This window comes from Sphingorhabdus sp. Alg231-15 (genome assembly GCF_900149705.1).
Taxonomy (GTDB): Bacteria; Pseudomonadota; Alphaproteobacteria; order Sphingomonadales; family Sphingomonadaceae; genus Parasphingorhabdus.
In genome coordinates this window covers 447,127-464,063 of record NZ_LT703001.1, presented here as the reverse complement: position 1 = coordinate 464,063, position 16,937 = coordinate 447,127, and the positions used below count along the sequence as shown (strand labels likewise).

Annotated in this window: 19 protein-coding genes and 2 tRNA genes; 11 read left to right on the top strand and 10 right to left on the bottom strand. The window is 50.8% G+C overall.

Annotated elements, in window-relative coordinates; all coding sequences use genetic code 11:
* Positions 1–41: 41 nt before the first annotated feature.
* Genes ntrC through dusB form a run of 3 tightly spaced genes read right to left on the bottom strand, consistent with a single transcriptional unit; the run spans position 42 to position 3,532 of the window.
* Positions 42–1,460: a nitrogen regulation protein NR(I) gene (gene ntrC / locus DG177_RS02165; protein WP_108809986.1), complete on the bottom strand. Its 1,419-nt coding sequence runs from the start codon at positions 1,458–1,460 to the stop codon at positions 42–44.
* Positions 1,461–1,463: 3 nt separating this feature from the next.
* A complete protein-coding gene (locus tag DG177_RS02160) occupies positions 1,464–2,537 on the bottom strand; it encodes an ATP-binding protein (protein WP_108809985.1) in 1,074 nt (357 codons plus the stop codon).
* Positions 2,537–3,532 (bottom strand): tRNA dihydrouridine synthase DusB, encoded by a 996-nt coding sequence (gene dusB / locus DG177_RS02155; protein WP_108809984.1) that lies wholly within the window; start codon positions 3,530–3,532, stop codon positions 2,537–2,539. The genes DG177_RS02160 and dusB overlap by 1 nt, the downstream gene beginning before the upstream one ends.
* Before the next feature lie 80 nt (positions 3,533–3,612).
* On the opposite strand from dusB, the gene DG177_RS02150 reads away from it, so the two are divergent.
* From DG177_RS02150 to DG177_RS02140, 3 genes are read left to right on the top strand one after another with little or no spacing between them, the layout of a single operon-like run.
* Positions 3,613–4,788 (top strand): bifunctional 2-C-methyl-D-erythritol 4-phosphate cytidylyltransferase/2-C-methyl-D-erythritol 2,4-cyclodiphosphate synthase, encoded by a 1,176-nt coding sequence (locus tag DG177_RS02150; protein WP_108809983.1) that lies wholly within the window; start codon positions 3,613–3,615, stop codon positions 4,786–4,788.
* Positions 4,788–5,318, top strand: coding sequence for a hypothetical protein (locus DG177_RS02145; RefSeq protein WP_108809982.1), 531 nt, complete (start codon positions 4,788–4,790; stop codon positions 5,316–5,318). Before DG177_RS02150 ends, DG177_RS02145 begins: the two co-directional genes overlap by 1 nt.
* Before the next feature lie 14 nt (positions 5,319–5,332).
* Positions 5,333–5,848 (top strand): nicotinamide-nucleotide amidohydrolase family protein, encoded by a 516-nt coding sequence (locus DG177_RS02140; RefSeq protein WP_108809981.1) that lies wholly within the window; start codon positions 5,333–5,335, stop codon positions 5,846–5,848.
* Here DG177_RS02140 and DG177_RS02135 read toward each other — a convergent pair.
* Both DG177_RS02135 and lipA read right to left on the bottom strand, forming a co-directional pair.
* On the bottom strand, positions 5,797–6,285 hold the full coding sequence (locus DG177_RS02135) for an SRPBCC family protein (RefSeq protein WP_108809980.1): 489 nt from the start codon (positions 6,283–6,285) through the stop codon (positions 5,797–5,799). The genes DG177_RS02140 and DG177_RS02135 overlap by 52 nt on opposite strands.
* On the bottom strand, positions 6,272–7,210 hold the full coding sequence (gene lipA / locus DG177_RS02130) for a lipoyl synthase (protein ID WP_108809979.1): 939 nt from the start codon (positions 7,208–7,210) through the stop codon (positions 6,272–6,274). Before lipA ends, DG177_RS02135 begins: the two co-directional genes overlap by 14 nt.
* 86 nt (positions 7,211–7,296) lie before the next feature.
* On the opposite strand from lipA, the gene DG177_RS02125 reads away from it, so the two are divergent.
* The 5 genes from DG177_RS02125 to DG177_RS02105 all read left to right on the top strand — a co-directional run bounded on the left by DG177_RS02125 (position 7,297) and on the right by DG177_RS02105 (position 10,654).
* Positions 7,297–8,271 (top strand): sodium-dependent bicarbonate transport family permease, encoded by a 975-nt coding sequence (locus tag DG177_RS02125; protein ID WP_108809978.1) that lies wholly within the window; start codon positions 7,297–7,299, stop codon positions 8,269–8,271.
* A 3-nt stretch (positions 8,272–8,274) separates the two neighbouring features.
* Entirely contained in the window at positions 8,275–8,586 is a 312-nt protein-coding gene (locus DG177_RS02120; RefSeq protein WP_108809977.1) for a DUF190 domain-containing protein, read from the top strand.
* Entirely contained in the window at positions 8,586–9,212 is a 627-nt protein-coding gene (locus DG177_RS02115; protein WP_108809976.1) for a carbonic anhydrase, read from the top strand. The genes DG177_RS02120 and DG177_RS02115 overlap by 1 nt, the downstream gene beginning before the upstream one ends.
* On the top strand, positions 9,209–9,835 hold the full coding sequence (locus DG177_RS02110) for a pyridoxamine 5'-phosphate oxidase family protein (protein WP_108809975.1): 627 nt from the start codon (positions 9,209–9,211) through the stop codon (positions 9,833–9,835). The genes DG177_RS02115 and DG177_RS02110 overlap by 4 nt, the downstream gene beginning before the upstream one ends.
* A 123-nt stretch (positions 9,836–9,958) precedes the next feature.
* Positions 9,959–10,654, top strand: a complete 696-nt coding sequence (locus tag DG177_RS02105; protein WP_108809974.1) for an NYN domain-containing protein — start codon at positions 9,959–9,961, stop codon at positions 10,652–10,654.
* A gap of 27 nt (positions 10,655–10,681) precedes the next feature.
* Here DG177_RS02105 and DG177_RS02100 read toward each other — a convergent pair whose 3' ends face one another.
* Entirely contained in the window at positions 10,682–11,221 is a 540-nt protein-coding gene (locus DG177_RS02100; RefSeq protein ID WP_108809973.1) for a hypothetical protein, read from the bottom strand.
* 45 nt (positions 11,222–11,266) lie between these two features.
* Complete coding sequence (ettA, locus tag DG177_RS02095; protein ID WP_108809972.1) at positions 11,267–12,946, bottom strand: energy-dependent translational throttle protein EttA; 1,680 nt, start codon at positions 12,944–12,946, stop codon at positions 11,267–11,269.
* A gap of 114 nt (positions 12,947–13,060) precedes the next feature.
* Between ettA and DG177_RS02090 the strand changes: the two genes are divergently transcribed.
* From DG177_RS02090 to DG177_RS02080, 3 genes are all read left to right on the top strand, one after another.
* Positions 13,061–14,437, top strand: coding sequence for a M28 family peptidase (locus DG177_RS02090; protein WP_108809971.1), 1,377 nt, complete (start codon positions 13,061–13,063; stop codon positions 14,435–14,437).
* Positions 14,438–14,440: 3 nt separating this feature from the next.
* Positions 14,441–14,698 (top strand): hypothetical protein, encoded by a 258-nt coding sequence (locus tag DG177_RS02085; RefSeq protein ID WP_108809970.1) that lies wholly within the window; start codon positions 14,441–14,443, stop codon positions 14,696–14,698.
* A 174-nt stretch (positions 14,699–14,872) separates the two neighbouring features.
* Positions 14,873–15,172, top strand: coding sequence for a hypothetical protein (locus DG177_RS02080; RefSeq protein WP_108809969.1), 300 nt, complete (start codon positions 14,873–14,875; stop codon positions 15,170–15,172).
* A gap of 339 nt (positions 15,173–15,511) precedes the next feature.
* Here DG177_RS02080 and DG177_RS02075 read toward each other — a convergent pair.
* From DG177_RS02075 to DG177_RS02065, 3 genes are all read right to left on the bottom strand, one after another.
* Positions 15,512–15,588: transfer RNA gene (locus tag DG177_RS02075), tRNA-Pro, on the bottom strand.
* A gap of 105 nt (positions 15,589–15,693) precedes the next feature.
* Positions 15,694–15,770: transfer RNA gene (locus DG177_RS02070), tRNA-Ile, on the bottom strand.
* A 121-nt stretch (positions 15,771–15,891) separates the two neighbouring features.
* Positions 15,892–16,863, bottom strand: coding sequence for a polysaccharide deacetylase family protein (locus tag DG177_RS02065; RefSeq protein WP_337658437.1), 972 nt, complete (start codon positions 16,861–16,863; stop codon positions 15,892–15,894).
* Positions 16,864–16,937: the final 74 nt, after the last annotated feature.

The window sequence follows — 16,937 nt, the reverse complement described above, 5'->3', positions numbered from 1 at the left end:
TGAAACAAAAATGTCACGCTTTAACGTGCCCGTCGATCAACCTATCGCGATTGCGACGGATCAATTCCATATTCGGTTAGTTTTTTACGCAAGGTGTTTCGGTTAATACCCAACATGTTCGCAGCCTTGATCTGGTTGCCTCCTGCTTTGCGTAAAATTTCTTCGAGCATCGGTCGTTCGAACTTTTCCAGAGCCCGAACATAAAGCGAATTTTCATTATCCTTGTCAGAAATCAGATCCCCGACAATCGACTTTACGCGATCAGAAAACCGCGAATTGACCTTGTCGTCTTGCTCATCACTTTGCTGCAATTGTAGAATCTGTCTTACTGCCGTTTCAGAAAGCTCTTCTTCCCGAGCAGTCACCACCAGCCGATAGATAAGGTTCTTAAGTTCCCGAACATTTCCGCGCCAACCATGCCGAGAAAGCATCTCCATACCCTCATCGGTTAATACTTTCTGGGGCAGTCCCTCAGAAGCCGCCAAACTCAAAAAATGATTGGCGAGTGCCGGGACATCTCCGGCTCGATCACGAAGTGGCGGCAATTCTATTGGAACAACATTGATACGATAATAGAGGTCTTCTCGAAACCGGCCATCCTCAATCAGGTTCACAAAATCCTGATTGGTCGCAGCGACAATTCGAACGTTGAGCTTGATCAATCCCTTTCCGCCAACCCGGTTAATCTCACCAGATTGCAATGCCCGTAACAATCGGGTCTGCGCGTGCATCGGCATATCACCAATTTCGTCAAGAAACAGTGTGCCGCCCTGCGCTTGCTCGAATTTCCCGGCAGCGCTGTTCACAGCACCGGTAAATGCACCTTTTTCATGACCAAATAGTTCCGCTTCAATCAGGTCAGTAGGAATTGCTGCCATATTGACCGCGATAAAGGGGCCCTCTTTGCGATGGCCGAGATTATGGATGGCTTCAGCGACCAACTCTTTACCAGTTCCGGATTCACCCAAAATCAAAACCGATAAATCATTGCGCAACAGCCGTGCAATCATCCGATAGACTTCTTGCATTGCTGGGCTGCGTCCGACCAGTGGCAGATTATCCTCTTCCATTATTTCTCGGGACAAGATTTCACTGCGCGGCTTGATCGCTTGTTGGACCACTTCGACCAGTTCATCGAGATCAAACGGTTTAGGAAAATACTCGAACGCACCAGTTTCTGATGCTCTAACGGCTGTGTTCAGTGTATTTTGTGCTGAGATAACAATGATGGGCAGATCGGGATCGCGTCCTTTGACGGCATCCAAGGTTGCGATGCCATCCTCTTCGCCTAAACCGACATCTGTAATCAAGAGGTCGTATTTCCCGCTGGCTAATAGCGCATCACGGTCGGATATGGTTTTGCAGCTATCCACCGCCATGCCTTCCGCTTTTAATGCGGTTGAGATGATGTGGCTTACCGAAGGGTCATCTTCAACGAGTAATATGGTTTGTTTGGCCATAGACTATCCTTGTGCCGCTATCGGCAGAAACAGAACGAATTGCGTATGTTTGGCTGTCCCAGATCTTTCATATCGAACACGGCCGTTCATATCGTTAATTAGCTTATGAACAAGTGCCAGGCCAAGACCCTGTCCTTCCCTCTTGGTGGACACAAATGGAGAGAATATGTCTCTTTCCAGCTCTGCGGGTACACCGGGTCCGTTGTCCCTCACTATGATCTCTACCGGCAAGCGAACCATCTGTTCAGATCCGTGGACAGACAAGGAAGCACCAAAGCTATACCGGGTGACGACCTGAATATCAGGCTTGTCGACATTTCTGGTTGCGTCAACAGCGTTGGATAGCAAATTGGTCAAGACCTGCATCAACGCATCGGGGTCAACCAAAACATCCGGCAGTGACGGGTCAAACTGATCACCGATTTTAAGCGCGCCATTTTGCGCCGTCTCAATCGATTTGCGAGCGCGATCTATCAGCGAATGAACATTAACCGGCTCGACCTTTGCGGGCTGCTTCGTTGATAGACTTTGTACACGGTCCAGCAATTTGGCGATACGTTCGACTTCCCCTTTTATCATGTGAGTCAAGGCTCTCTGGTCCTGATCAAGCGAACGATCCAGTAATTGTGCAGCACCCTTGATAGCCGCCAGCGGGTTTTTGATCTCATGGCCTAAAATATCTGGTGCACGAACGGCAAATTGATCCTGTTCGCCTCGTCGTTGTTCTGCCACTGGACCATCTGCCGGAAGCGGCGCGATGGAAACCATACGCCAACTTTGGTCGGCGGGAATGGTGTGGATATCAAAATTCACCAAACCCGCATCTCGCCCTTTTATCGAGACGGCGACCCGGCGGGCGGCAACATGGGCGTCTTTGTCCGTCAGTGCATTCATCAGACGATCATCATCAAACTGAAGTTGATTAGAGATATCGTCTCCAATGAGATGCTTTGCGCTCTGACCAAAGAAATGCTCTGCAATCGGGTTTACCTTGGCAATCATATGATTTTGATCAATGATAAGCAGCGCGTCGGGTAACCCGACGAATATCTGTTCCGCCGACGGCAGTTTGCCCATCAGGCTGCTGCTTTATCAAGCCAAGGTGAGTAGAATTCCTCTAACATTGTCAGAACTTTAGACGCATCCATTTCCTTGTTTGCCAAGTTCCGAAATTCAGCCGAACCGGGCAAACCTTTTGTGTACCAGCCAATATGTTTGCGTGCCACTTTGACCCCGATATCTTCACCATATAGGTCCAGCATTGCCCGATAATGCTCTTCCAGTACCGTATATTGCGACTGCAGATCGGGGTCGGGTAAAGTTGTTCCATGTTCAAACCAATGTATGACCTGACCCAGTAGCCACGGCTTGCCATAGGCACCCCGACCGATCATCAACCCGTCAGCACCACTTTCAGATAAAGCTTGTTCACAATCGTCAATTGTGCAGATGTCGCCATTGACGATTACCGGCACCGAAACCGCGTCCTTGACCTGTTTAACGAAAGTCCAGTCTGCGCTGCCTTTATACATCTGGCATCGTGTGCGGCCATGAACGGTGATCATTTTTGCACCAAGATCTTCCGCGATATGAGCCAGTTCGGGTGCGTTAAGACTATTATGATCCCACCCCATACGCATTTTTACAGTCACCGGGACGTTTACGGCCTCCACGGTAGATTTGATAAGTGCAGCCGCAAGCGGCAAATCTCGCATGAGGGCCGAACCAGCATCTCCGTTCACAACTTTTTTGACCGGACATCCCATATTGATATCAATGATCTGCGCGCCACGGTCTTCATTTAACTTGGCGGCCTCGGCCATTGCTTCTGGACAACAGCCTGCCAACTGCATCGATACAGGCTCCTCAATCGGATCCCACGCGCATTTTTGCAAGGATTGCCTAGTTTCGCGGATCATGGCTTGACTGGCGATCATTTCGGTGACGTTCAAGCCAGAACCAAAACGCCGTACAAGCTTGCGAAAGGGAAGGTCAGTCACACCGGTCATCGGCGCAAGCAAGACCGGGTCTTTTATCGTGATTTTGTCAATTGATATGGGTTTCAATGTCATGTCATATGCCTAAATTTTAAGCAGCCTTTATAGTCAAAGCGGCTAGCAGGCAAGCAGGGACTGGGCTAGATCAATTTACGATGATTGATTCTAACGTTCTCAGCCAGCAAAACCATGCTATTATTGTTGCCGCTGGACAGGGTGAGCGATCTGGCCTCGGGCGACCCAAGCAATATGAAGCGCTTAAAGGCCAGCCAATGGTCCGCTATAGTTCCGAGAGTTTTCTCAATCATCAAAACATCGCAAAACTTTGGATCGTCATCGGGACCGGTCAGGAATATCAGTTGGCCACAGCGCTTGCAGGGTTGCCAGATTTTGAAGTCGTTATCGGCGGCGCCACGCGTCAGGATAGTGTTCAAAATGGTCTATCGGCTATCGAAGCAGCCGGCGGTGCGAAAAACGTTCTGATCCATGATGCAGCAAGGCCTTTTCTCACTCATAATTTGATCGATTGCCTGCTTGGTGCTCTCGATGATGAAGCAGCCGCCATCCCTGTGCTCCCAACAATTGATACAACGATCAACGTGACTGACAATTATGCGCAGGACACTGTCGATCGCTCCACGCTCTGGCGCGTGCAAACACCCCAAGCTTTTGAATTTAAGAAACTGTTGCAAGCGCACGCAATCTGGCCAAAAGGCAGCAATGCGAGTGATGACGCGCAGATATTTAAAGCTGCAGGGCATAGGATAGCAGTCGTCGAAGGTGACGAAAGATTGAAAAAATATACAACGGCGTTCGACTTTGCGGATACCTCGGAACAGAATATGACACAGATACGCACCGGGATGGGTTTTGATGTTCACCAACTGTCTATTGGCGAGGAGCTTTGGCTCGGCGGCTTGAAGATCGATCATGACAAGGGTCTCGCTGGCCATAGCGATGCTGACGTGCTGCTTCACGCCCTTACCGATGCTCTACTCGGCGCTGCAGGTGCCGGCGATATTGGTGATCATTTTCCACCCTCTGATCCGCAATGGCGTGGCGCATCATCTGATAAATTCGTTGAATTTGCAGCGTCGGTCATCAAACAGAAAGGTGGACGCATCAATAATGTCGATATGACAGTGATTTGCGAAGCACCAAAAATCAAACCCCATCGGGAAGCCATGCGGCAGAATGTTGCCAAAATGCTGGATGTTTCTATCGATCAAGTCAGCGTCAAGGCAACGACGACGGAGCGCTTGGGTTTTACCGGACGTGGAGAAGGTATAGCAGCACAGGCAATAGCGACAATAAAGATGGAGCAAGAGTGATGTTCAGAAAAATATCGGCCGCATCGGCCGCAATCGCGCTAGTAAGCGCAACCTCGGCACAAGCCGCAGAAACAAAACCGTGTATCCCCGCAGAAACGGCGGAATCCCTTATAACCTATATTCTACCCGGTGCTTTGGGTGCTGTGAGAACCAAATGTTCAAACAGCTTGCCTGCATCCGCCGCGCTTCTTCAGATCGATTCCGAGCAGATGCAAAGATATGAATATGATTCAGAGAAAGCCTGGCCAGAAGCAAGCACGGCCATTGGATTAATGGTTGGGCAGGATTTTCCCGAAAATATGGAAATGGATGCGATGCGTCCATTTGTGGATGCTATGATCCCCGCAATGCTTGCGCAGGAGATCAAGGCCAAGGATTGTCCCACGATCGACAAAGTTTATGGCCTGCTTGAGCCTATGCCGACAGCCAATCTTGCCGGATTGACCGTAATGCTGGCGCAGCTGGGCAGCAATGATGGCAAAGAAGGTAGAAAAGACCCTTTCAATATTTGCAAAGCCGTTTCGGAATAGGTTAGCGGAGCGCTATGCAAAATCTATTACCAGAGGAACTCGTCAATCTGGCGAAGCAAGTCATTGACGCCAATCGTGAAGCCGGTCGACGTATTGCCGTTGCGGAGAGTTGTACCGGCGGTCTCGTCGCGGCTGCGCTGACGGAAATTGCTGGAAGCAGTGATGTGTTTGACTGCGGGTTCAACACCTATTCCAACGAAGCCAAACAAAGTCTGCTCGATGTCAGTGATGATATGCTGGAGACATTTGGTGCGGTATCCATTGCCGTTGCCTGGGGCATGGCAAGGGGTGCTTTACAAAAATCTGGATGTGATGTTGCTGTGGCGATAACCGGTGTGGCCGGCCCCGGCGGGGGAACCGAGAAAAAACCAGTTGGGACGGTGGTATTTGCCAAAGCCGAAAAGGGCAAAAGCATCGATGATGTTGTCGCTGACCGCCATGATTTCGGCGCGGACAAAAGCCGAGCTGATATTCGGCTTCAGGCCGTACTGGTTGCGCTGGAACTGCTGCTCCCTGAAACGTCTGAATAGTTGCTGCCGTAAACCTCTTCGGCACGCTCAACAAAGGCACTGGTCATTTTGTGTAACGCCTTCGCGAACATCTGTCCGGCGAGTTTTTCAAACATCCGGTTCTTGAAGGTAAACGCTACATAAAAATCGACATAGCTTCCTCCGCCTTCCCGTTCACGAAAGATCCACTCATTGTGCAGCTGTTTCAGCGGTCCATCTAGATAATCCACTTCAATCGTGCGTTTGGTGGAACTCTTGACCACGCGCGATGTGAACTGCTCCCGCAACCCTTTGAAACCGACAATCACATCGGCGACCATCTCAATTTCGCTATTTGAACGAATGCGCGTTCCCACAACCCACGGTAAGAATTCTTCATAACTTCCTACATCCGCAACCAACGCGTACATTTGCGCCGCGCTATGAGGAAGTTCGCGAGTTTCTCTATGCGCCGGCACGGGCTAGCTTTTCCTCACGTGCCTGACGCATTTTCGCAAAATCTTCCCCTGCATGATAGCTGGAGCGAGTCAGCGGGCTCGACGCCACCAAAAGAAAACCCTTCGCCCGGGCAATTGAAGCATAAGCGTCAAAGGCTTGTGGTTTGATAAACTCATCGACCTTCACATGCTTCGGCGTTGGTTGCAGATATTGGCCCATTGTGAGGAAGTCGATATCAGCAGAGCGCATATCGTCCATCACCTGGTGTACTTCCAACCGCTGCTCACTAAGGCCAAGCATGATACCGGATTTTGTGAAAATCGAGGGATCTAGACGCTTCACCTGCTCCAGAAGACGCAGAGATGCATAATAGCGCGCGCCAGGCCTTATGTTGGGATAAAGCCGCGGAACGGTCTCCAGATTGTGATTATAGACATCGGGCCGCGCCGTGACGATTGCCTCAACCGCTGCGTCGGCTTTATTGCGGAAATCCGGGGTCAAGATTTCGATGGTCGTGTCCGGTGTCGTTCGGCGCAGAGCTTCGATCACTTTTACAAACTGACTGGCACCACCATCGGGCAAATCATCACGATCCACCGAGGTAATCACGATATGTTCGAGGCCCAATTTCGCAGCCGCATCTGCTGTATGCTGGGGCTCCAGTGGATCCACCTTCATCGGCATGCCTGTTTTTACATTACAAAATGCACAGGCACGGGTGCAGACATCACCCAGAATCATGACGGTCGCATGTTTCTTGGTCCAGCATTCCCCAATATTAGGGCAAGCGGCCTCTTCGCAAACAGTATTGAGTTTATGTTCCCGCATCAGCTTGCGGGTTTCTTCAAATCCCTTGCCCATCGGTGCTTTCACCCGAATCCAATCTGGCTTGCGTTGTCGAGCGGGCTTGCCGGACGGGGCTGGTATCTTGGTAATTTCGTTCATTTCTATCAGATAGCGATGACAGGTGCGCTTGCCAACCGCGATATGGCTGCTAATCCGTATCTCACCTGATTAGATAGTGGGTACCCATGATCATTGAAACCCTGACTTCCCCCGTCATCCTGTTCTTCATTCTCGGTTTTTTGGCTGCTGCAATCCGCTCCGATCTTGCTATTCCCGAAGCCTTTGCCAAAGCCATGTCAATTTACCTGATGGCCGCTATCGGTCTGAAGGGCGGTGTGGAGGTCGCATCAACGGGATTTTCGATCGATCTCGTAGCCGCCGCTGTCTCCGGTATATTGCTTGGTTTTACCCTTCCTATTCTCGCGTTCTTCATGCTCCGGTCATTCGGTAAGTTGGGAGCAATAGATGCTGGCGCCGTCTCGGCTCATTATGGCTCGGTCAGCGTAGTCACCTTTGTAACCGCCATAGAATTGCTGACGGTGCAGGGTATCAGACCTGACGGTTTCATGGTCGGGGTGATGGCACTTATGGAGATGCCAGCTATCATTACGGGTTTGTTGCTGGCCCGCGCCTATTCGCAGAGACTCAAATCGGACAGTTCTGTAGATACTGGTCCAGGCACCAATCTTATGCATGAAGTCCTGACCAATGGCTCTGTTGTGCTATTGTTGGGCGCTTTCATTATCGGTTTCATTGCCGGCACTGAGGGATTTGCGCCGATCAAACCGCTATTTGATGTCGGTTTCAAAGGGGTATTGTGCCTCTTCCTTCTCGATATGGGGTTGATCGCCGCCCGACGATTGCTGGAGACCCGCAAGATCACAATACCCTTGGCAACGCTGGCGGTAATCCTGCCGATTATCAACGGGACAATTGGAACAATTGTGGGAACACTAATTGGTCTCGACCCGGGATCAGCCGCAATATTGGGCGTTTTGTGCGCTAGCGCCTCCTATATCGCGGTTCCAGCGGCGATGCGTCTGGCGCTGCCGCAGGCCGATCCGGGTATATATCTGGCGATGTCGCTGGGTATAACCTTTCCATTCAACATCCTGTTCGGTATTTCTCTATTTGCCGCAATCGCGAAATTTCTGGGGTAAGATATGGTCGACACGGTCCAACGCAAACGCATCGAAATTCTGGTGGATACTCCGCTAGTTCCCAAGATTATCGGCTATGCCAAGCAAGTAGATATTTCAGGGTGGAGCGTCATTAAAATCGCCTCTGGCGGAGGGCGGGATGGTCGCTGGCACCATGATGAGATTACCGGTGCGGCTGCTAAGTCGATCATACTGATGATCGCCAACAAAGAGAAAGCGCAACAGTTGACTGATGCGCTGGCGCCGCTACTGGACAGTCATAGTTTATTACTGACCATCGCAAATGTGGAGGTCGTCCGGGGGGATCGTTTTTAATGCAAGAATTTCATGCGCTGCTAGAAGGATATAAGCGTTTTCGGGAAGATTCTTATCCCAAACAACGGGCGCGCTATGACGCGCTGGCGAAAGAAGGCCAGGCGCCACCAATCATGGTCATTTCATGCTGTGACAGCCGGGTTGATCCAGCGACCATTTTCGACACCAGTCCGGGACAGGTGTTTGCGCTGCGCAATGTTGCCAATCTTGTGCCACCCTATGACGATAGCGGCGGCCTACATGGCGCATCAGCCGCGATAGAATTCGGCGTGACCGGCCTGAATGTAAAGCATATTGTTGTACTCGGTCATGGCCAATGTGGCGGGATAAACGCGGCATTAAAGGGCGGAGAACTTGGTGTTCCCGGCGACACTTTCGTCGATGAATGGATGTCAATCATCACCGAAGCGCGGGATCAGGTAATTGCCGACGCGCCTGCTAATCCGCAGAAGGCGCTTGAACTCGAAGCAATCAAACTCAGTATCGAGAATTTGCGTAGCTTTCCGTTCATCGCCGAGCGCGAAAAACGCGGAGAAATAATGCTTCACGGTGCCTGGTATGCAATCGGCGAGGCTTCTCTCTTTACACTTGATGAGGCGACTGGGGCGTTCGAAGCAGTGGAATGAGCGGCGTATCTGAACAACCCTTTCTTGATGACCTAGCTCTTTCTTTAGAGGAAGCATGGCGGTTGTTGGTCAGCGGATCGAAGGATCGTAAATCCCCGCTCCACACGCCCAGCGTGGCGACCGTCCAAAATAATGGTAGTCCCAGCCAGCGTATCATGGTTTTGCGCGAGGCCGCGCGCGAGGATCGCATATTGCGGTTCAATACCGATGTCCGCGCTTCAAAGGTTGTCGATATTGGAGATGGCGGCCCGGTTTCGATTCTCGGTTATCATCCGGAGGCCAAAGTGCAACTGCGCCTATCCGGTCTCGGTCGTATCGAACATAACAGTTCTGCCGGCGATGCTGCGTGGAACGAGGCCACGCTCTACGGAAAGCGCTGCTACCTTGCGGACCCTGCACCCGGAAGTCCGGTTAGGGCTCCAACCTCCGGCCTTGATCCCGCAGTCGAAGGACGTAAGCCCGAAGGTTTCGAGGTCGCACCCGCCCGAGAAAATTTCGCAATATTATTGATCGAGATTGACAAGATCGAATGGCTGTATTTGGCACATACTGGCCACAGGCGCGCATTGTTCACTTGGAATATGGACAATAGCAAATGGGATGGGCAGTGGCTTGTTCCTTGATCGGTACTGCAACGCGTCATCCGTGAATTTATAAGATTAGATTCAACGCGCCAAAGTCTCATCAATGTGAGAATGCAAGTTTTTCCACTTGAACACACCCTGCCCTACGTACATCATCGGGCGATGAGCAAATCCCATAACGACAATATCGCCCTGCTGATTGATGCAGATAATGCCAGCCACGCAGGGATTGATCCTGTTTTGACTGCTTTGGCTGAACTTGGCACCGTCAATATCCGCCGCGCATACGGCAATTGGCGCAAACAGTCGCTCAAAGGCTGGGTCGATATCCTGCACAAATATGGCATCGAACCGCAGCAGCAATTTGACATGACCAAAGGCAAAAATGCCACGGACATGAAAATGACAATCGATGCGATGGATTTGCTGTTCCGCGGCAAAATCGGTGGCTTCGGGATTATGAGCAGTGATAGTGACTTTATGCCACTCGCCATGCGTATCCGTCAGGAAGGTATTGATGTCTATGGCTTTGGCAGCGCCAAAACTCCGGAGGCATTCAGGCAAGCTTGCAGCCGTTTCATTGATGTCGAGGCCTTGATAAAGGCAGACAAGGCTGATGAACCTAAGGCCGCAGATGACGTTTTGGTAAAGTTACTGATCGATGCCTATCAGGCCAGCAAACGTGATGCGGAAGGCTATGCGAGTTTGAGCGAAGTTGGCAAGATCGCGGGAAATCGCTCCAGCTTTGATGTGCGCAATTACGGTTTCTCAAGGCTATCCGATATGTTCGAGCAAGTTCCGAACTTTCAGAGCAAACGCGATGATAATGGGCAATTATTTGTGAAACGATTGCGGTGAACAAAATTTCCCACTAGTCATATATTGCTATTTCCACCGAACCAGTTTCAACCCTGATAGCATCCCGTTTGCCTCGCGAGCATCACGTATCTCCGTAAAGTCCGGTTTGCCCTGCAATGCACCCATATTGATTTTCATGTCGAGCAGCGCAATCTCGCTCTCTGCCAGCGTCACTTCATGCGAAACCGCTGCCGATTTGCTGCCGCTTGACATTTGTGCCGTGATTTCGTGGGCACCAGGTTCCACCTCTGCCATCAGGAAATATTTGCTACGGATCTGACTGTTCCATTGATTGCCAATGGTAATGTTCATTCCCTGCTGCCCCGTAACAAAGCCTTTGCGCATGACATATATCCGCGCTTTTCCAGTAGCCGGGATCATCTTCATAGCTTCGGCAGTTTCTTCGGAATCTGCCTTTTCACCTGACTTGTTACGCAGCAAAATGACCACAACAAAGATGATCAGCGGAACAAGCAGCCATGCGAAACCGGAATATTGAAAGCCTAAAAAGCCGCCGATGAGAAGAGCGCCAACAAAAATCGCGATATTCTGCGGTGTCATTTTCATAGCCCAAACCCCGGTTTTCAGTTGATATGCAAGCTACACCATCACTTAACGTGTCAGTTTCTTGTAAGCCACCCGCGTTGGTCGATCCGCGGCATCGCCGAGACGACGACGTTTGTCTTCCTCATAGCTTTCGAAATTGCCTTCAAACCACTCGACATGACTGTCGCCTTCAAATGCTAGGATATGTGTCGCAAGCCGATCGAGGAAAAAGCGGTCATGCGAAATAACCACGGCACAGCCAGCAAAGCTTTCCAGAGCATCTTCCAGTGCACGCAGCGTTTCCACGTCCAAATCGTTGGTCGGTTCATCGAGCAGCAGCACGTTGCCGCCTTCTTTCAGCATTTTCGCGAGATGGACGCGGTTACGTTCACCGCCCGATAGCTGGCCGACTTTCTTTTGCTGGTCTGTCCCTTTGAAGTTAAATGCACCAACATAGGCTCGTGTCTGAACTTCGTTCTTGCCGAAGGTGAAGAAATCATGGCCACCCGATATTTCTTCCCAGATGTTTTTTGATGCATCAAGCGTATCGCGGCTCTGATCGACATAACCGAGTTTCACCGTGTCACCGAGTTCCAGCGTACCGCTATCGGGGGTTTCCTGTCCGGTAATGATCCGGAAAAGCGTTGTCTTACCTGCACCGTTTGCGCCGATAATGCCGACAATACCGCCTGGTGGCAGTGAGAATTCAAGATTTTCAAACAACAGCTTGTCGCCATAAGCTTTGGTCAGACCTTTAGCCTCTATCACCTTAGAACCCAGCCGCTCTGGTGTCTGGATAAGAATTTGGGCTTTGCCGATCTGGCGATTTTCTTGTGCCTCAACCAGATCATCAAAGGCTTTGATACGAGCCTTTGACTTGGTTTGACGCGCCTTTGGAGACTGTCGCATCCATTGCAATTCGTGTTCGATGGCTTTCTGACGGCTTTTATCTTCCCGCTCTTCCTGCGCCATCCGTTTGGCTTTTGCATCAAGCCAGTTGGAGTAATTTCCTTCAAACGGAATGCCTTTACCGCGATCGATTTCGAGCACCCAACCGACGACATTGTCGAGGAAATAGCGGTCATGGGTTACGAGAATGACGTTGCCAGCGTAATCAATAAGATGCTTTTCCAGCCAAGCCACACTCTCCGCATCGAGATGGTTGGTAGGCTCATCGAGCATCAAAATGTCCGGCTTGTCGAGTAACAGGCGGCAGAGCGCGACGCGGCGCTTTTCACCTCCAGAAAGATCCGTTACCGCGCTATCGCCTGGAGGGCAGCGCAAAGCTTCCATGGCGATCTCGAGCTGATTGTCGAGCGTCCAGCCATCCACTGCATCGATTTTCTCCTGCAATGTGCCCATTTCTTCCATCAAGGCATCAAAATCAGCATCTTCCGGCGGATCGCCCATGATCGTCGAAATCTCGTTGAAGCGATCAACCAGATCCGCCACAGGGCGCACGCCGTCCATGACATTCTCTTTAACGGTCTTGCTATCATCCAGATCGGGTTCCTGCGCAAGATAACCCACGCGGATGCCCTCACCTGCCCAAGCTTCACCTTGAAATTCTTCATCTTGCCCCGCCATGATTTTCATCAACGTGGATTTACCCGCACCGTTTTTACCAATGATGGCAATTTTGGTGCCTGGCAGGAACTGCAGGTGGATATTGTCGAGAACCGGCTTGGGTGCTCCGGGGAAAGTCTTGCTCAGACCTTTCATGACATAGCTATATTGGACGGCCATCTGGCGGTATCCTTTGACTGTAGTGGGAATAGATTTGCGCACCGCCTAGCGAAATGCATGCGGACTCGCAAGAGAGCATTGGCAAACAGCGAAAGGCAAGTTAGGCAGTCATCCATGACAAAAACAACCTTGCTGCTCACTGGCGCCACCGCGCTGCTTTTCTCCAATGCTGTATTAGCGGAATCTCATGATCCGGCGGCTATTCAGGCTAAGGCGTTGGAAGACACTCTGGCTTATGAAATTACCGAAGGATTGACGACCGAAGTCGGTCCTCGTCAGGCAGGGACCGAAGCGGAAGCGCGTGCACGCGACTGGTCGGTGAAAAAACTGAAGGCGCTCGGGTTCCAGAATGTCCGCAATGAACCATTCATGATGCCCACATGGGTTCGTGGCGCAGAAACCGCCGAGATCACAGCCCCCTACCCTCAAAAATTCCACGTTACGGCTTTAGGTAACAGTGCAAGTACCGGCGAAACCGGAATTGAAGCAGAAGTTGCCTATTTCGATTCCCTTGCCGCAATGCAGGCGGTTCCGGATGGTAGTCTTGCCGGTAAAATCGCTTTCGTGACCCATGACATGCATCGTACGCAAGATGGTTCTGGCTATGGAACTTATGGGCCGGTGCGTTGGATTGGGCCAAGCGTGGCTTCCAGAAAGGGTGCCGCAGCCTATGTGATCAAGTCTATCGGTACTGATTATCACCGCAATCCGCACACCGGAAACATGAATTTTGCGGAAGGCGTAAAACCGATTCCAGCGGGCGCTTTGTCGTTGCCTGATGCCGATAATCTGGAACGGATGGTCAAATTGGGCAAACCTGTAACCATGAAACTGGTGATGACCCCAAAAAATATCGGGCAGCAGGAATCCGGCAACGTCATCGCGGAAGTACCCGGGCGTGATCCTTCGAAAGGCATGATCCTGATCGCTTGCCATCTCGATAGCTGGGATCTGTCGACGGGTGCGTTTGATGATGCAGCCGGATGCGGCATTGTTACTGCTGCGGCCAAAAAGATCATGGATCATGATCAACCGCTGCGCACGATCCGAATTTTATGGGCTGGAGCAGAAGAAGTCGGTCTTTGGGGTGGCAAAGCCTATGCAGAGGCGCACACTGGAAGCAAACACGCTATTGCGATGGAATCTGATTTCGGAGCAGACAAGGTTTGGCGCGTGGAGTTTAAACTGCCCGAAACGGCCGAAGATGTGCAAAAGCAAATCGCGCAGGCGCTCCTACCACTCGGCATTGGTGCATTCGGCCCTCCAGCTACTGGCGGAGCAGATGTGCGTGACATAATCGCCAGCAACAATCTTGCCGTTATCGACCTGCAACAAGATGGTACCCGCTATTTCGATCTGCACCACACACCGGATGATACGTTGGATAAAATTGACCCAGAACAAGTGCGTCAAAATGTTGCAGCATGGAGCACTGTGCTCTCGATCATCGCAAATAGCGAAACCAGCTTCACTATGCCGTCCAAGGAATAGCAAATGCCCAAACTGCCTCTTCTTGTCAGTGTTTTTGCAATCCTGACAGCTTGCTCAGAAGTTCCCGTTGAAGAACAGGGCGAGGAGGCTGTTTTGGAAATGGAAAATCAGATTGAAGGTGATGCAAAATCTCTCGAGGAAGCGGCAGATGAGGCCGTGAAGGTCCTGCAATCGGAGATTGAACAAGATCTCTCCGCAGATGGTTTCACGCGCTCGAACACAACAGAGCCTGCCGCTGAAGATTCTGAGGAGCAAGAATAGGACGATCCAGTCAAATTCTTGGCTAGAGTGCGTTTGTGGTTAATTCTGGACGACCTATGTTAACCATATCCTGATAGTTGACCTTAGTCCGCTTCGTCTATCTTGACATTATCGGCCAAACCGCCGGTGCCAGTTGCAGATCTTTGCAGACACGCAACGACGGGAGAGCAAGATATGATTTACGGCGATTCATTGCATATTGATGCGCAAGTGAAACAGAGCAATTCATCCAGCATACCATGTGTGGTCAAGACAATATCCGATACCATTATCAAGATTGAATGCGCTGCGCAGTTGAACCCCGAAATCGGTCTAACGCTCAAGATACCAAGCATGAACATCTTGACGGCTAATCTGCTTTGGAAAAAAGATGACGAATATGGCTGTCAGATTGACTATACGTTCCACCCTGCCGTTATCAAAAGCATGATGGAACGCCTGGATCGCAAGAGGGCAGTCGCCCACGCCTGCTAGGATATTGGCCTATGACGAACTGTCATACCAATCTAACGATCCCGACGACGCTTGGCCTTACGATCCTTACGAAAGATCACAAAGGCCGCAATGCATATGCCAATCATAAATGCTATTGCTGCATAGCCAATTATGAGTTTTACGGGCATATCTGATCTCCAAAGCTGCCCCGCCTCATGATTATATCGAAAATGGATGTAATCGCTTGTAAATTCGATCTGCAGACCAAATTAGGTACGCAGGCACGGTCCTTTGCCTTCAACGTTCATTGCGAATGAGATGACCATGGGTTCGAAAACCGCTCCACCGGCCTGCCGGATCGGCTCTGTTTTCGAAAAATGGTCGGGGAGACAGGATTCGAACCTGCGACCCCCTGGTCCCAAACCAGGTGCGCTACCAGCCTGCGCCACTCCCCGACGCGCGCTTCCCCTAGCTGTGATTCAGGGAAAAGCAAAGAGTTTTTACGTCTATTTCTAACCTACCGTAAAAAGGGCGACTTGTCGCCCCGCTTTACAAGAGGTTGGTGGGCCCGGAGGGACTCGAACCCCCGACCTAGCCGTTATGAGCGGCCAGCTCTAACCAACTGAGCTACAGGCCCCAGAACAACAGCATCCTAATGATATACTGTCCTTCAAGGATCGCTCCGATAGCGGAAGCGCAGACGATTTGGCAAGCCGCAAACGAAATAAAAGTCGTGCCGGAACACGAAGCAGGTCTGACTATGCTTTTTCTGTATCCAAGCCACACGCGCCAATTAACTCATTCAAACCAATTGGCGACACTCCGGATTCCAGCAGATGATCGATAATCTCGCGCCACCAGTCATAAAAACGATCCAGATCATCATCCGTTTGCACATAAGGCGTGTGTCCCTTGGACAGAGACGGCGAGTGGAAAGAAAACACCAAAAGCTTAAGTTCATCATCGAGGGCGATATCTATTGCCTCTTTTGCCTCCCGCGCGGAAACGCCTTCGGGGGTCAATGGAATACGCTCCAGCAGTTTTGAATTTGAGAATAGTGCAGCGGCGGCTTTAGACCGGTTAAACCAGGGCGACAGAAGATTTGCCTGTTTGCGCAACATTCCCGAATAGACGCTGGTCAGAGGTAGCTCCAGAAGCCGTTGTTGCGGATCAAGCCAAAAGGGTTCTGGGCCGATATGGGCAAAATCTGGTCCTGATTGGCTACTATAATCAAACCATGCACGCACGCTACTATCGGCGACAAAGCCAAGTTGCGATAATATTTCAATTGTGTTGGGACCAACGCCATAGCGCCCTGCCCTATAAATTATCGGCTGCTTCCCGATCTTGCTTTTGATCGCATCCCGCAAAGCGACAATCTTGTTTTCCTCAAGTTCTTTCGGAAGATTCCCCGCATAACTATTATAGTTATTCAACTCTTCTTCGAAAGGTGGATTGATCCAGGGATGCAAATGAACCCCGACAGCTGCTTTTTTCTGCGCTGTCACAGATTTGAGAAATGCTGCTGATTTTTCTTCCTCAACAATCGAGTAGTCAACGAAATAGACCGGTTCGATCCCGTATTTTTCAACAAAGGATTGGAAGCGTTCCAACTTGCCGACCGATATATTGGTGTGGCCGCTGCGTGAAAAAGGGCCTTCCCAGTCAAATTCTTCCTCTGTGTCGACAGTGATCAGAAACCGGCGCCCGATATCGGTCGGCCAACGCACTTGGCTGTTTATACCAAAGCTTTGAGAGGCTTGTTTCGCCCTCGCAAACATCACGGCCTCGCTGGTTAAATCAA